The organism is Serratia nevei (assembly GCF_037948395.1).
GTDB lineage: Bacteria > Pseudomonadota > Gammaproteobacteria > Enterobacterales > Enterobacteriaceae > Serratia > Serratia nevei.
In genome coordinates, this window is the sequence record NZ_CP149940.1 from 1,743,584 (window position 1) to 1,759,183 (window position 15,600).

Annotated in this window: 12 protein-coding genes; 5 read left to right on the forward strand and 7 right to left on the reverse strand. The window is 62.1% G+C overall.

Annotated elements, in window-relative coordinates; translation table 11 throughout:
* Positions 1-54: 54 nt before the first annotated feature.
* The 4 genes from poxB to V8N38_RS08285 form a co-directional block, all read right to left on the reverse strand.
* Positions 55-1,776, reverse strand: a complete 1,722-nt coding sequence (poxB, locus tag V8N38_RS08270; protein WP_147839501.1) for a ubiquinone-dependent pyruvate dehydrogenase — start codon at positions 1,774-1,776, stop codon at positions 55-57.
* Between the two features lie 199 nt (positions 1,777-1,975).
* Entirely contained in the window at positions 1,976-2,977 is a 1,002-nt protein-coding gene (gene hcr / locus V8N38_RS08275) for an NADH oxidoreductase (RefSeq protein WP_087762264.1), read from the reverse strand.
* A gap of 56 nt (positions 2,978-3,033) precedes the next feature.
* Positions 3,034-4,683 carry a hydroxylamine reductase gene (hcp, locus tag V8N38_RS08280; RefSeq protein ID WP_060421649.1) on the reverse strand — a complete coding sequence of 550 codons (1,650 nt, stop codon included), beginning with the start codon at positions 4,681-4,683 and terminating at the stop codon, positions 3,034-3,036.
* Between the two features lie 180 nt (positions 4,684-4,863).
* Positions 4,864-5,760, reverse strand: a complete 897-nt coding sequence (locus V8N38_RS08285; protein WP_004928363.1) for a lysine exporter LysO family protein — start codon at positions 5,758-5,760, stop codon at positions 4,864-4,866.
* A 187-nt stretch (positions 5,761-5,947) separates the two neighbouring features.
* Here V8N38_RS08285 and V8N38_RS08290 point away from each other — a divergent pair, with 187 nt between their 5' ends.
* A complete protein-coding gene (locus V8N38_RS08290; protein WP_038880734.1) occupies positions 5,948-7,606 on the forward strand; it encodes an ATP-dependent endonuclease in 1,659 nt (552 codons plus the stop codon).
* Positions 7,607-7,620: 14 nt separating this feature from the next.
* Here V8N38_RS08290 and V8N38_RS08295 read toward each other — a convergent pair whose 3' ends face one another.
* Positions 7,621-8,574: a VirK/YbjX family protein gene (locus V8N38_RS08295; protein ID WP_060421702.1), complete on the reverse strand. Its 954-nt coding sequence runs from the start codon at positions 8,572-8,574 to the stop codon at positions 7,621-7,623.
* A 245-nt stretch (positions 8,575-8,819) separates the two neighbouring features.
* Between V8N38_RS08295 and macA the strand changes: the two genes are divergently transcribed.
* Entirely contained in the window at positions 8,820-9,884 is a 1,065-nt protein-coding gene (gene macA, locus V8N38_RS08300) for a macrolide transporter subunit MacA (RefSeq protein ID WP_230200980.1), read from the forward strand.
* Positions 9,884-11,830: a macrolide ABC transporter ATP-binding protein/permease MacB gene (gene macB, locus V8N38_RS08305; protein WP_047727959.1), complete on the forward strand. Its 1,947-nt coding sequence runs from the start codon at positions 9,884-9,886 to the stop codon at positions 11,828-11,830. The genes macA and macB overlap by 1 nt, the downstream gene beginning before the upstream one ends.
* An 87-nt stretch (positions 11,831-11,917) precedes the next feature.
* Here the strand turns inward: macB and cspD are convergent, their stop codons facing one another.
* Complete coding sequence (gene cspD, locus V8N38_RS08310) at positions 11,918-12,139, reverse strand: cold shock-like protein CspD (protein ID WP_004928349.1); 222 nt, start codon at positions 12,137-12,139, stop codon at positions 11,918-11,920.
* Between the two features lie 356 nt (positions 12,140-12,495).
* Here cspD and clpS point away from each other — a divergent pair, with 356 nt between their 5' ends.
* Together clpS and clpA are read left to right on the forward strand one after the other, a co-directional pair.
* Positions 12,496-12,816: an ATP-dependent Clp protease adapter ClpS gene (gene clpS / locus V8N38_RS08315; RefSeq protein ID WP_004928347.1), complete on the forward strand. Its 321-nt coding sequence runs from the start codon at positions 12,496-12,498 to the stop codon at positions 12,814-12,816.
* A gap of 27 nt (positions 12,817-12,843) precedes the next feature.
* Entirely contained in the window at positions 12,844-15,123 is a 2,280-nt protein-coding gene (gene clpA / locus V8N38_RS08320; protein WP_004928343.1) for an ATP-dependent Clp protease ATP-binding subunit ClpA, read from the forward strand.
* A gap of 205 nt (positions 15,124-15,328) precedes the next feature.
* On the opposite strand, the gene infA is transcribed toward clpA, so the two are convergent.
* Entirely contained in the window at positions 15,329-15,547 is a 219-nt protein-coding gene (gene infA, locus V8N38_RS08325) for a translation initiation factor IF-1 (protein ID WP_002211347.1), read from the reverse strand.
* Positions 15,548-15,600 lie beyond the last annotated feature (53 nt).

Here is a 15,600-nt window from a genome sequence, read left to right on the forward strand (position 1 = left end):
AGAGGAAAAGGGTACATGGCATCATATACCCTTTATTTCACCGGGGCAGCTTGCTTAGCGCAGCCAGTTGGTCTTCGCCAGCTCGACCACTTCGTCGCCGCGGCCGTTGATGATGGCGCGCAGCATGTACAGGCTGAAGCCTTTCGCCTGTTCGAACTTGATCTGCGGCGGCATCGCCAGCTCTTGCTTGGCGGTGACCACGTCCAGCAGCGCCGGGCCGGGGTGCGCCAACATCTCCTGCAGCGCGCCGTCCAGATCCGACGCTTTTTCCACGCGGATGCCCTTGATGCCGGCGGCGTTGGCGATCGCCGCGAAGTCCGGGTTATGCAGGTCGGTGCCGTCGGTCAGATAGCCGCCGGCCTTCATCTCCATCGCCACGAACCCCAGCACGCTGTTGTTGAACACTACGATTTTCACCGGCAGTTTGAGCTGCGCCAGCGACAGGAAATCCCCCATCAGCATGGTGAAGCCGCCGTCGCCGCACATGGCGATCACCTGTTTATCCGGCGCGGTGGCCTGGGCGCCGATCGCCTGCGGCATGGCGTTGGCCATCGAACCGTGGTTGAACGAACCGAGCAGGCGGCGCTTGCCGTTCATTTTCACGTAGCGGGCGGCCCACACCGTCGGCGTGCCGACGTCGCAGGTAAAGATGGCGTCGTCGCTGGCGAACTGGCTGAGCTGCTGCGCCAGATACTGTGGGTGGATCGGCTGGTCGTCGTTGGCGGTCGCCAGCCCGTCGAGATCCTTGCGCGCGTTGCGGTAATGCTCCAGCGCCTTGTCGAGGAACGCCCGGTCGCGCTTGGGCTCCAGCTGCGGCAGCAGGGCGCTGAGGGTGGTGTGGATATCGCCCACCAGCGCCATGTTGACCGGGCAGTGCGCGCCGATGCTGCCGGGGTTGATGTCGATCTGAATGATATTGGCGTTGGTGGGGTAGAACGCGCGGTAGGGGAACTGGGTGCCGAGCAGCACCAGCGTGTCGGCGTTCATCATCGCGTGATAGCCGGAGGAGAAGCCGATCAGCCCGGTCATGCCGACGCTGTACGGGTTATCCCACTCGATGTGCTCCTTGCCGCGCAGCGCGTGCACCACCGGCGCCTGCAGCAGCTCGGCCAGCTTGACGACCTCATCGTGCGCGCCGGCGCAGCCGCTGCCGCACATCAGGGTGATGTTCTTCGCCTGATTCAGCGTCTCCGCCAGCTTGTTCAGCTCGCTCATCGGCGGCTGCACCAGCGGCAGCGCCGGGGTATGCCAGGTCAGGGTCGCGTCCTCCGGCGCCATGCGCAGCGCCACGTCGCCCGGCAAGACTACCACCGAGACGCCGCGGTTGAGGATCGCCTTGCGCATGGCGATCTCCAGCACGCGCGGCAGCTGTTCCGGGTTGGAAACCAGCTCGCAATAGTGGCTGCATTCGCGGAACAGCTCCTGCGGATGCGTTTCCTGGAAGTAGCCGCTGCCGATTTCGCTGGAAGGAATGTGTGCGGCGATCGCCAGCACCGGCACATGGTTGCGGTGGCAGTCGAACAGCCCGTTGATCAGGTGCAGGTTGCCGGGGCCGCAGGAACCGGCGCACACCGCCAGCTGGCCGGTGAGCTGGGCTTCGGCGCCGGCGGCGAAGGCGGCCACCTCTTCATGGCGGGTGCCCAGCCATTCGATGGTGCCCATGCGGTGCAGGCTGTCGCTCAGGCCGTTGAGCGAATCGCCGGTCACGCCCCAAATGCGTTTTACGCCGGCTTGATCCAGCGTTTTGGCGATCAGTGTGGCTACGGTTTGCTTCATGGTTCCCCCAAACATGGTTTGAAAAACGATGTGTACTCGATCCGGTGAGTGGCAGCAGAACAACTGCAAGCATAGCTTACCGGCTGTGGACGAGATGCGGTCAGGAAGGGTAAAGAGCGTAGGACGGAGGAAAGTGTAACCGGGCGGGGATGAGGGAGCTTGCCGATAAATGCCCCATCGCGGCGATGGGGCCAGGGGATCACGCCAGCGTGACGTCGCCCTGCAGCTGGCAACTGCAGGCCAGCACATAGCCCTGAGCTACCTCTTCCGCGCTCAGCGTCATGGTGCTGGTGGTGGTGTAGTCGCCCTCGAGGATGCGGGTTTTGCACGAGCCGCACACCCCGGCGCGGCAGGCGGCGTTGACCGGCAGGGCATTGGCCTCCATCGCCGCCAGCAGCGTGCTGCCGACCGGCACGCGGAATTCGCGCAGCGGGCGGGCGGCGCGCAGCGTCAGCCCTTCGGTGGCATCGGCCTGCGTTGTCGGCGTGTGGAACTGCTCTTTATGGAAACGCTCGGCCGGCACGCCGAGCCGGCGGCAAAGCTGCTCCACCTGTTCCATGTAGGGCGCAGGGCCGCAGGTCATCACCGTGCGTTCGACGATATCCGGCGCCGCCTGCCGCAGCGTCTGTTCATCGATGCGGCCGCTGAGGTAGCCGGGTTGCAGATCCCGCTCGGCCATCAGCGTCAGGCGCAGCTGCGGATGAGCGGCGCACAGCGCGCGCCATTGATCGGCGAAAATCGTGTCGGCGGGGGTGCGTACGTTAAAGATCACGGCGATATCGCAGGCCGGACGGTTGGCGGTCAGCCAGCGGCACATCGAGACGATCGGCGTCACGCCGCAGCCGGCGGCCAGCATCAGATAACGATCGGCCGGGTGACGCTCGCAGCTGAACTCGCCCTGCGCGTCGGACAACCACAGCGTGTTGCCGGGCTTGACCTCTTGCGTCAGCCAGCGCGATCCGACGCCGTCCGGCAGGCAGCGCACGCTGATGCTGAGAAAGCGGCTCTGGCCGGGCGAGGAGGAGAGCGTATAGGCGCGCAGCGTCTCCTCGCTGTTGCGGATGCTGACCAGCGCAAACTGGCCCGCCTGATAAGGGTAGAAAACGTCGCAGATCAGGTTCAGCGTCCAGACGTCGGCGGTTTCACGCCGGATGGAATGCACCTGCATGCGGTTCGGGCAAAGCGGAGTGGGTTGAGTCATCGGGGCACCTCAAAAAGCAAAGGGGCCGGCGTAGGCGGCCCCATAACGTAACGGCATCAGGCGAGCAGCGCGTTGATATCCTGCTCGACGGTGGTGATCGGACGCAGGCCGAATTTCTCGTTGAGGATCGCCATCAGGTTGTCGGTCAGGAAGCCTGGCGCGGTCGGGCCGGTGACGATGTTTTTCACCCCCAGCGACAGCAGCGTCAACAGAATGACGATCGCCTTCTGTTCAAACCAGGACAGCACCAGGCTGAGCGGCAGCTCGTTGACGCTGCAGCCGAGCGTGTCCGCCAGCTTGACCGCCAGCATGATGGCGGAGTAGGCGTCGTTGCACTGGCCGACGTCCAGCAGGCGCGGCAGCCCTTCCAGGGTGCCGAAGTCCAGCTTGTTGAAACGGTACTTGCCGCAGGCCAGCGTCATGATCAGGCAGTCTTGCGGCACGCTGCGGGCGAAGTCGGTGAAGTAGCTGCGCTCGTCGCGGCTGCCGTCGCAGCCGCCGACCAGGAAGACGTGGCGCAGTTTTTTCTGCGACACCAGATCGATCACCGTGTCGGCGGCGTTCAGCAGCGTCTGGCGGCCGAAGCCGACGGTGATCAGGTGCTCAATCTCGGTGTAAGGGAAGCCGTTCATGCCCTGCGCCTGGCGGATCACGGCGCCGAAGTCGTCGCCTTCCAGATGATTGACGCCCGGCCAGCCGACGATGCTGCGGGTCCAGATGCGATCGCCGTAGTTGCCGACGTTCGGATCGATGATGCAGTTGGAGGTCATCACGATCGGGCCGGGGAATTTGGCGAATTCCGTCTGCTGGTTCTGCCAGCCGCTGCCGTAGTTGCCCACCAGGTGCTTGAATTTTTTCAGTTCCGGATAGCCGTGCGCCGGCAGCATTTCGCCGTGGGTGTAGACGTTGACGTTTTGCCCTTCGGTTTGTTCGAGCAGCATGCGCAGATCTTTCAGATCGTGGCCGGAGATCAGAATGGCTTTCCCGGCTACCGGGCGCACGTTGACCGCGCTGGGCTGCGGATCGCCGTAGGCCTGGGTTTCGCCGCGATCGAGGATCGCCATCACGTTGAAGTTCATCTTGCCGATGCCCATGGCGTTGTTCAGCAGGGTGTCGACGTCGCGCGGCCGGGTGCCGAGCCAGGCCATAAAGGCGTGGTAGTCGGCATAGAGCTGCTCGTCGAACTGGCCGAGCACGTGCGCGTGTTCCATATAGGCCGCCGCGCCTTTCAGGCCGTACAGGCACAGCATGCGCAACCCGTGGACGTCGTCGCCTACCTCGGCCTTGTCGCTGTTGAGGGCAAACTGCGCCGCCTGTTGCAGCAGCGCAGGCATATCGTCACCGGCCAGCTGCAGCGCCGCCATCGGGTGATCGACGCGTACGCCGGCGTCCAGCAGCCGGCAACGGGCGGCCAGCGAATCGCGCAGCAGCAGGGTTTCGCGCGCGTAGCCAATGATGCGCTGAGAGTCGAAGTTAACGTTGGTCAGGGTGGAGAAGAAGGCGCGCGGGGCGAAGCTGTCGATCTCGTGGTCGACGATGCCCAGCGAACGCGCCTGCAGCGCCCAGGCGGAGAGCCCCTGCAGCGCCGCCACCAGCAGATCCTGCAGATCGGAGGTTTCCGCCGTCTTGCCGCACATGCCCTGAGCATACGCGCAGCCGTTGCCTGCCGGGGTACGGATGGTTTGTTCACATTGCACACAGAACATAGTCGCTTCCTTTTATTTTTAAAGTTGCATTTGTAATGCTTGTTTAAAAGCATAGATCGGCGATCGGGGTTGCAAAAGGCTTTTGTGCGACTACTGCGGGCAAGTTTGATTTAGCGCAATTTTGCCGTGCGGATGGGAATTATTACGCTTTGGGGGCCGGGCGGCCCCCAGGGGAAAGGATCAGGAGAACAGGGCGATCAGCACCGGCGCCAGCAGGCTGAGCAGGAAGCCGTGCACGATGGCGGGGGGCACCATGTCCAGCCCGCCGCTGCGCTGCAGCACCGGCAGGGTGAAGTCCATCGAGGTGGCGCCGCACAGGCCGAGGGCGGTGGAGCGGCTGCGGCGCACCAGCGTCGGGATCAGCATGATCGCCACCAGCTCGCGCGCCAGATCGTTGAAGAACGCGGCGCTGCCCATCACCGGGCCGTAGGCGTCGGTGATCAGAATGCCCGACAGCGAATACCAGCCGAAGCCGGAGGCCATCGCCAGCCCGGCCTTGACCGGCAGCCCCAGCAGCTGCGCCGCCAGCGCGCCGCCGGCCAGCGACGCGACGGTCACCACCAACGCCACCAGCGTGCCGCGGCGGTTGAGCACAATCTGGCGCAGCGTCATGCCGCTGTTGCGCAGCTGAATGCCGACCAGCAACAGCAGGAAGATCAGCGCATATTCGCTGCCTTTATGGGCGAACTGCAGCCATTGCCACTGCGTCAGGCCGAGCAGGAAGCCGCCGAGCACCACGCCGCACAGCTTGAGCGACTCCAGCGCCATGTGCACGCGCGAAGGCAGCTTTTCCTGTTTATGGCTGCTGCGCCATGGCATGCGCCGCTCCAGCAGCGCCAGCAACAGCAGATTGGCGCAGAGAATGCAGAAGAAGAACACCGCGCTGTACTGGAAGATCAGCACCAGGTTACTGCTGAGATCTTCCATGAACGCCAGGCTGATACCCATGAAAAACAGGATCACGTACACCATCCAGCTCAGCAGACGGTTGATCAGCACCAGCAGCGGGCGATGGCGTAAGGGAATGAGGTAACCGACAATCAGCGGTAACAGAATAATCAACAGTCCTGAGTACATGGTGCAGCTTGTGTCCTTGAGTTTTGAAGCGCGCCGAACGGCGGCGAGGAGCACACGCTAACCAAAAGCCCGGCCGGAGTAAAGCGGCAGATTTGACGTTGGCCGCTTGACCTGCAAGGGGTTTTTTGACCATGCTCTGTGAAGGTCACCTCATTGAAGAGGCGACGGCGCGCACGGGAGGCGGCGGATGTTCTTGGAGCGTATCGAAATTGTAGGTTTTCGCGGCATTAATCGGCTGTCCCTGATGCTGGACGACAACACGCTGTTGCTCGGCGAAAACGCCTGGGGTAAATCCAGCCTGCTGGATGCGCTGACGCTGCTGCTGGCGCCGGAGCAGAAGCTGTATCGGTTTGAAGCGCACGACTTTCATTTTCCCCCCGGTGAAGAGTCGGCCAAAGAGCGCCACCTGCAGGTGGTGTTCACCTTCTGCGAAAAAGACATCGGCCATGCGCACCTGCCGCGCTATCGCCACCTGACGCCGCTGTGGGTCAAGGGGGAAGATGGCCTGAGCCGCATTCATTATCGCTGCGAGGGCGAGCTGGCCGACGACGGCACGGTGTGCACCTGGCGCGGTTTTCTCGACGCCGACGGCAACGCCTTTCAACTGCACCATATCGAACAGCTGGCCCACGCCATCATCCGCATCCACCCGGTATTGCGCCTGCGCGACGCGCGCTTTATTCGCCGCCTGCGCCCCAGCAGCCTCGGCGATGAACGCAAACCCGATACCCAGGCGCTGGCGCAGCAGCTGGATCAGCTGACGCGCGAGCTGGTGCGCAATCCGCAGAAGCTGACCAACGGTGAGCTGCGCCAGGGCCTGGCGGCCATGCAGCAGCTGCTGGAGCACTATTTTGCCGAGCAGAGTTCGCAGGTGGCGCGGCCGCGCCGCCGCGGCGGCGAACCGGAGCAGGATGCCTGGCGTGCGCTGGATGGCATCAACCGCATGGTGGCCGAACCGAACAGCCGCAGCATGCGCCTGATCCTGCTCGGGATGTTTTCCACCCTGCTGCAGGCCAAGGGCGACGTCAAGCTGGATCCGCATGCCCGGCCGCTGCTGCTGGTGGAAGACCCGGAAACTCGCCTGCACCCGATCATGCTGTCGGTGGCCTGGGGGCTGCTCAATCAGCTGCCGCTGCAGCGCATCACCACCACCAACTCCAGCGAACTGGTGTCGCTGGTGCCGGTGGAGCACGTCTGCCGGCTGGTGCGCGAGTCGGGGCGGGTCGCGACCTACCGTCTCGGGCCGCGCGGGCTGAGCGCCGAAGACGGGCGGCGCATCGCGTTTCACATCCGTTTCAACCGGCCGTCGTCGCTGTTCGCCCGCTGCTGGCTGCTGGTGGAAGGCGAGACCGAAGTGTGGCTGCTGAACGAGCTGGCGCGCCAGTGCGGCTACCATTTCGAGGCGGAAGGGGTGAGGGTCATCGAATTCGCCCAGTGCGGCCTGAAGCCGCTGCTGCGCTTTGCCCGCCGCATGGGCATCGAGTGGCATGCGCTGGTGGACGGCGACGAGGCGGGCAAAAAGTACGCCAATACCGTGCGCAGCCTGCTGGACAATCATGAAGACAACGAGCGCGATCGGCTGACCGCGCTGCCGGCGCCGGACATGGAGCACTTCATGTTCCGCGAAGGGTTCGGCCCGGTTTATCACCGGATGGCGTCGGTGCCGCTCAACGCGCAGATGCCGGTGCGCAAGGTGATCCTGAAAGCGGTCCACCACTCGTCGAAGCCGGATCTGGCGATCGAGGTCGCGATGCAGGCCGGCGAATGGGGCACGGACTCGGTGCCGCCGCTGCTGAAGAAAATGTTCTCACGGGTGATCTGGCTGGCGCGCGGCCGGGCGGACTGACGGCCAGCCGGGCGTTATCGGGCGCAGAAATGCGCCGCCAATCCTTGTTCCAGCTCGTCCAGCAGCTGATAGCGGCGGCGATACTCGGCGCGCTTCTTGCTGGCAATCTCTTCGATCGGCTTGCGAGCGATGCGTTCGGGCAGCAGGAAATAGCCGCTGTCGAGCGGTTTGGCGCCCATCGACAGCCAGAACTGATCGTAATCGGCGTGCAGTTTGTCCTTCTTCTTACTCTGGTAACGCCAGTTTTGATAGATATGGGTGGCGTTGCCGACCGCCACGATCTGGCGGATACCGAGGTGCCGCGCCAGCGTGCAGATGCCTTCCAGCACCAGGCGTTTGGGGAACAGGCCGTGACACTCTTTGGTGGTGTGCTGGATCTCGGCGTGCGGCACCTCATGGTTGGCGCCCTGCAGGCCGCCGATGAACAGCGTGGGTTGCTGCTGATAATGCATCAGCGCAAAGGTGATCTCCGCCAGCATCACGCCGTTGGCGTTGCGCAGCAGCAGCGTGGCTTCCCCTTCCTTATTCAGCTTGTCGATCGCCGCCAGTTCCAGCGCGATCGGCGCTTCGTTTTTGCCCATCGCGCTGGCCAGCACGAAAGACTGCGGGCCGAGGTGGCCGAGGCGCATCTTCAGCGGCATGCGCTGCGCGATGAGATCGTAATGATCGCGCAGGGCGAACAGGCATTCGATCTTGCTCATGTTGGCCGCCAGATACGGGCGATGCAGTTTGCACGGCAGGTTCGGCTGCGCGCTCAGGATCTCTTCCAGCAGCGGGTTGCTGGCCAGGGTGCTGAGCAGGCCGCTGGTAGTGCGCCAGTTGAGCAGCGAACGGCCGAGAAACTTCAGGCGAAACGAGGTTTTTTTCCAGGCGTTGCTCGGTGCCTTTTCGCCATTGATCAGCGCCGTCATCAGTTGCCAGCCGTTAAGCGGCCGGGCGGAGGCGAGTGGGTAGCTGAGCTGTGACATGATGAAATCCTTGGCTGTATTGAATGGCGCTATTTCATCAAGGCTTCACTAAACGGGAGTTCAATGCTGAACTGTAACCAGGCGTGTCTCCACATTGTGTTGAGCTAAGGTTTAGTTATTCCCTACGGTGCGTGCTAATTTAGCTCCGCCGCCGCAATGGGCGGTTGATATTCACAAGCACAGGCAGGTCAATTTTGACAGGGTTTAAAGGACATAAACGCCGCTGGATACTCGTTCTGGCGGTCATTGCGGCGCTTGCCGCGGCGGCCGTTTGGCACTTTCGCCATCCGGCGCCAACCGATTTCAAAACGGTAAAGGTCACCCAGCGCGATCTGCAGCAGAACGTGTTGGCGACCGGCCAACTGGACGCGGTGCGCAAGGTCGACGTCGGCGCGCAGGTCAGCGGACAGCTGGAAAAGCTGTATGTCGAGATCGGCGACAAGGTGAAGAAAGGCCAGTTGCTGGGGGTTATCGATCCGCAACAGGCGCAGAACAGCATCCGCGAAGGCGAGGCGACGCTGCGTGAACTGCATGCGCAACTGCTGCAGGCGCAGGCCGAACAGCAGCTGGCGGCGGTCACGCTGCAGCGCAACCAGGCGCTGGCCAAGCTGCAGGCGGTGTCGCGCCAGGATCTGGATCAGGCGGCGACGCAGCTGGCGGTGAAGAAGGCGCAGGTGGGCACCATCAATGCTCAGATCGCGCGGAACCAGGCCAGCCTGGATACCGCCAAGATCAACCTGGCCTATACCCGCATCGAGGCGCCGATGGATGGCGACGTGGTGCAGATCACCACGCTGCAAGGCCAGACGGTGATCGCGGCGCAGCAGGCGCCGAACATTCTGACGCTGGCGGATCTCGGCACCATGCTGGTGAAGGCGCAGGTATCGGAGGCCGACGTCATTAACCTCAAGCCGGGTCAGAAGGCCTGGTTCACGGTGCTGGGCGATCCGACCCGGCGCTTCGACGGCGTGCTGAAAGACATTCAGCCGACGCCGGAAAAGGTCAACAACGCCATCTTCTATTATGCGCGTTTCGAAGTGCCCAACCCGGAAAGGTTGCTGCGCTTGCAAATGACGGCGCAGGTGCATATTCAGCTGGCCGGCGTCGAGCAGGCGCTGGTGATCCCGCTGGCGGCGCTGGGCGATCAGATCGCCGACAATCGCTACCACGTCTCGGTGCTGAAACAGGGCAAGGAAGAGAAGCGCGAGGTGGCTATCGGCCTGCGCAACAATATCGACGTGCAGATCCTCAGCGGCCTCGAGGCGGGCGATGAGGTGATCGTCAGCCGCGGCGGCGTGGAGGCCGGCTGATGGCGGCGCTGTTGCAGCTGAGCGGCATCCGCCGCAGCTACCGTTCCGGCGAGCAGACGGTGGAGGTGCTGAAGGGGATCAGCCTGAGCATTGAAGCCGGTGAAATGGTGGCGATCATGGGGGCCTCCGGCTCCGGCAAATCGACGCTGATGAACATTCTCGGCTGTCTGGACAAGCCGAGCGCCGGCGTGTATCGGGTGGCCGGGCAGGATGTGGCCACCCTGAGCGACGATGCGCTGGCGCAGCTGCGGCGCGAGCATTTCGGCTTTATCTTTCAGCGCTATCATCTGCTGCCGCACCTGAGTGCGGCGCACAACGTCGAAGTGCCGGCGGTGTATGCGGGGCTGGGCAAAGCGGCGCGGCGCGAACGGGCGGTGGCGCTGTTGCGGCGTCTGGGGCTGGGGGAGCGCGTCAACTACCGGCCGAGCCAGCTTTCCGGTGGCCAGCAGCAGCGCGTCAGCATCGCCCGCGCCCTGATGAATGGCGGGCAGGTGATCCTGGCGGATGAACCGACCGGCGCGCTCGACAGCCACTCCGGCGAAGAAGTGATGGCGATCCTCAAACAGCTGTGCGCCCAGGGCCACACCGTGATCCTGGTGACCCACGATCCGGCGGTAGCGCGCCAGGCGGAGCGGATCATCGAGATCCGCGACGGCGAGATTATCGCCGATTCGCGTCCGGCACCGCAGGAGAATGCGCAGGCCAAGCCGCTGGCGCTGGCCGCGGCGGCGGCTTCCTGGCGGCAGGTGGGCGGCCGTTTCCGCGAGGCGCTGGTGATGGCCTGGCGTGCGATGGCGGCCAACAAGATGCGCACCGCGCTGACCATGCTTGGCATCATTATTGGCATTGCCTCGGTGGTGTCGATCCTGGTGATCGGCGACGCCGCCAAGCAGATGGTGCTGGCGGATATCAAATCCATCGGCACCAACACCGTCGACATCTACCCCGGCAAGGACTTCGGCGATGACGATCCGACCTACCGGCAATCGTTGAAATACGGCGATCTCGATGCGCTGCGCGAACAGCCTTACATCAGCGCGCTGTCGCCGAGCATCAGCAGCAGCATGCGGCTGCGCTTGGGCAACGTCGACGCGGCGGCCAACGTCAACGGCGTCAGCGAGCAGTTCTTCCGCGTGTACGGCATGAGCTTTACCCAAGGCGTCGGCATCGATCCGCTGCAGGTGCAGTCGCAGGCGCAGACGGTGGTGATCGACGCCAATACCCAGCGGCGGCTGTTCCCGCACCAGAAGAACGTGGTGGGCGAGGTGATCCTGGTAGGCAATATGCCGGCGACGGTGGTCGGCGTGGCCAAGGAGAAGCAGTCGATGTTCGGCAGCAGCAAGACGCTGAACGTGTGGGTGCCTTACAGCACCATGGCCAACCGGCTGATGGGCAACAATTATTTTGACTCGATCACCGTGCGCATCCGCGACGGTTACGACAGCAAGGAAGCGGAACAGCAGCTGTCGCGCCTGTTGACGCTGCGCCACGGCAAGAAGGACTTCTTCACCTATAACATGGACAGCCTGGTGCAAACCGCCGAGAAAACCACCCGCACGCTGCAGCTGTTCCTGACGCTGGTGGCGGTGATTTCGCTGGTGGTCGGCGGTATCGGCGTGATGAACATCATGCTGGTGTCGGTGACCGAACGCACGCGCGAGATCGGCATCCGCATGGCGGTGGGCGCCCGTTCCGGCGACGTGTTGCAGCAGTTCCTGATCGAGGCGGTATTGGTCTGCCTGGTGGGGGGCGCGCTGGGGATTACGCTGTCGTTCGCCATCGGTCTGGCGGTGCAGCTGGTATTGCCGGGCTGGCAGATCAGCTTCCCGCCGGCGGCGTTGCTGAGCGCGTTCCTTTGTTCCACCGGCATCGGGGTGGTGTTCGGCTATCTGCCGGCGCGCAATGCCGCGCGGCTGAATCCGATCGATGCGCTGGCGCGCGAGTAAGTAAAAGGCATAAAAAATGCCAGTCACACGGCGGCTGGCATTTTTATCGCAGTCACGGTCAATGCAGCGCGACGCTGCCGGAAGCGTTTAGGACAGCGCCTCGCTTTCCACCGGCACAATAAGGCTGGCATGGTTCCCTTTTGGCCCTTGATGCACGTCGAAGCTGACCTGCTGGCCCGCCTTCAACGTTCTGTAACCATCCATCTTGATGGTGGAATAATGCGCGAAAATATCTTCGCCACCGCCGGCTGGGCAGATGAAGCCAAAACCTTTGGCGTTGTTAAACCATTTAACAGTACCCGTCTCCATGCTTTTACATCCCTCGCAACGCTATTTTAAGTGAGATGAATAACTGATTTCGCACCCGCCGTGGGCGGGTAGCAGCGTGGACAAAGGGTGGTTAAAAGACCACCAGCCACGAATTTACACTCTAGAGCAAATGATCGGGCCGTCAAGGGATCGGCTTTTGTCGGCGGGGAGCAGTTCACCAAAGTTTGAAGCAGGTAACGCTATTGCCACGATTCAGTCACAATTGGCCCGTTTTTTTGCGCACGTTACAGTGCGGCGGGACGAAGCCGAAGATGATAAAATAGTAACTATCCCCCACTTTGAATAACCGAAACCTGCCCCCATATAAGAGGGCAGAGCAGAGAAGATGAGCAGCGATGGGCAATAACAACGACTGGCTAAACTTTGAACACTTGGCCGAAGAAAAACAAATCGATGCGGTAAAACCGCCGTCTATGTATAAAGTTATACTTAACAACGACGATTACACACCGATGGAATTTGTGATTGACGTTCTGCAAAAGTTCTTTTCTTATGATATTGAACGCGCAACGCAACTGATGCTCACGGTCCACTATCAAGGCAAGGCGATCTGTGGTGTTTTTACCGCCGAGGTGGCGGAAACCAAAGTCGTCCATGTGAACCGGTACGCAAGGGAGAACGAGCATCCGTTGCTTTGTACGCTGGAAAAAGCCTGAATAAGGCAATCTATTGGGGAGGTGCTTATGCTCAATCAAGAACTGGAACTCAGTCTCAACATGGCTTTCGCCAGGGCGCGTGAGCACAGACACGAGTTTATGACCGTGGAGCACCTGTTGCTGGCGTTGCTGAGCAACCCTGCCGCGCGAGAAGCGCTTGAGGCATGTACGGTGGATCTGGCCGCGTTGCGCCAGGAGCTGGAAGCCTTCATCGAACAAACCACACCGACGCTGCCCGCCGGCGAAGAAGAGCGCGACACTCAGCCGACGCTCAGCTTCCAGCGCGTGCTGCAGCGCGCGGTCTTCCATGTGCAATCTTCCGGCCGCAGCGAAGTGTCCGGCGCCAACGTGTTGGTGGCCATCTTCAGCGAGCAGGAGTCGCAGGCGGCCTATCTGCTGCGCAAACACGACGTCAGCCGTCTCGACGTGGTGAACTTTATTTCACATGGCACGCGTAAAGACGAGCCGGGCCAAGCGCCGAATGCGGAAAACCCGGTGAACGAAGAGCAGTCCGGAGGGGAAGACCGTATGGAAAACTTCACCACCAACCTCAATCAGTTGGCCCGTGTGGGCGGCATCGATCCGTTGATCGGCCGCGATCGTGAGCTGGAGCGCGCGATTCAGGTGCTGTGCCGCCGTCGTAAAAACAACCCGCTGCTGGTCGGCGAATCCGGCGTCGGCAAGACCGCCATCGCCGAGGGCCTGGCCTGGCGTATCGTGCAGGGCGACGTGCCGGAAGTGATGGCGGACTGCACGCTGTATTCGCTGGATATCGGTTCACTGCTGGCCGGCACCAAATACCGCGGCGACTTCGAGAAGCGTTTCAAAGCGCTGCTCAAGCAGCTGGAACAGGATCAGAACAGCATTTTGTTCATCGATGAAATTCACACCATCATCGGCGCCGGCGCGGCTTCCGGTGGGCAGGTGGATGCCGCCAACCTGATCAAACCGCTGCTGTCGAGCGGCAAGATCCGGGTGATCGGCTCGACCACCTACCAGGAGTTCAGCAACATCTTCGAAAAGGATCGCGCCCTGGCGCGCCGTTTCCAGAAGATCGACATCACCGAGCCGACGGCGGAAGAGACCGTTCAGATCATCAACGGCCTGAAGGCCAAGTATGAAGCGCACCACGACGTGCGTTATACCGCCAAGGCGATCCGCGCCGCGGTGGAGCTGTCGGTGAAATACATCAACGATCGTCATCTGCCGGACAAGGCGATCGACGTGATCGATGAGGCGGGCGCCCGCAGCCGGTTGATGCCGGCCAGCAAGCGCAAGAAAACCGTCAACGTGGCCGATATCGAATCCGTGGTGGCGCGCATCGCTCGCATCCCGGAGAAAACCGTGTCGGCCAGCGATCGCGACGTGCTGAGAAACCTGGGCGATCGCCTGAAGATGCTGGTGTTCGGCCAGGATCAGGCGATCGAAGCGTTGACCGAAGCGATCAAGATGAGCCGCGCCGGTCTGGGCCACGAGCGCAAGCCGGTCGGTTCCTTCCTGTTCGCCGGGCCGACCGGGGTCGGGAAAACCGAGGTCACCGTACAGTTGGCCAAGGCGATGGATATCGAGCTGCTGCGTTTCGACATGTCCGAGTACATGGAGCGGCATACCGTCAGCCGTCTGATCGGCGCGCCTCCGGGCTATGTCGGTTACGATCAGGGCGGGCTGCTGACCGATGCGGTGATCAAGCATCCGCATGCGGTGGTGCTGCTCGATGAGATCGAGAAGGCGCATCCGGACGTGTTCAACCTGCTGCTGCAGGTGATGGACAACGGGACGCTGACCGACAACAACGGCCGCAAGGCGGACTTCCGCAACGTGATCCTGGTGATGACCACCAACGCCGGGGTACGGGAAACCGAACGCAAATCGATCGGCCTGGTGCAGCAGGACAACAGCACCGACGCGATGGAAGAGATCAAGAAGGTGTTTACGCCGGAGTTCCGCAACCGTCTGGACAACATCATCTGGTTCAACCATCTGTCTACCGAGGTGATCCAGCAGGTGGTCGACAAGTTCATCGTCGAACTGCAGGCGCAGCTGGATGCGAAGGGCGTCTCGCTGGAAGTGAGCGACGAAGCGCGCGACTGGCTGTCGGTGAAGGGCTACGACCGTGCGATGGGGGCTCGCCCGATGGCGCGCGTCATGCAGGAGAACCTGAAAAAACCGTTGGCCAACGAACTGCTGTTCGGCTCGCTGGTGGACGGCGGTTCCGTGAAGGTCGAGCTGGACAAGGACAAGAAACAGCTGACCTACCACTTCCTCAGCGCCGCCAAACGCAAGGCGGACGAGGGCGCGGTACACTAAGGCTGCCTTCAGGCAAAGAAAAAGCGATGCTTCGGCATCGCTTTTTTTATGGGTGAGATTCACCGTACAACAGAAACGAGTGAGCCCTCTCAGTTTACCTGCGCACCTGCAACCCGTTGTGTAACGTCGCTGCGGGGGTAAACGGAAAGGGCTCCCGAGGGATTACATCCTCGATGCCGCCAGCGTGTGGCGCGCGGTGAGCCGATTAACGGCTACGGAAGACAATGCGGCCTTTGCTCAGGTCGTACGGGGTCAGCTCTACAGTGACTTTGTCGCCCGTCAGGATGCGGATATAGTTTTTACGCATTTTACCGGAGATGTGTGCGGTTACCACGTGCCCGTTTTCCAATTCAACGCGGAACATGGTGTTCGGCAGCGTATCAAGAACGGTGCCCTGCATTTCAATATTGTCTTCTTTGGCCATCGAATCCTCTAGGTCTAACTACCTTAGTTTTTAACCGGCAAGATAATGCCGAA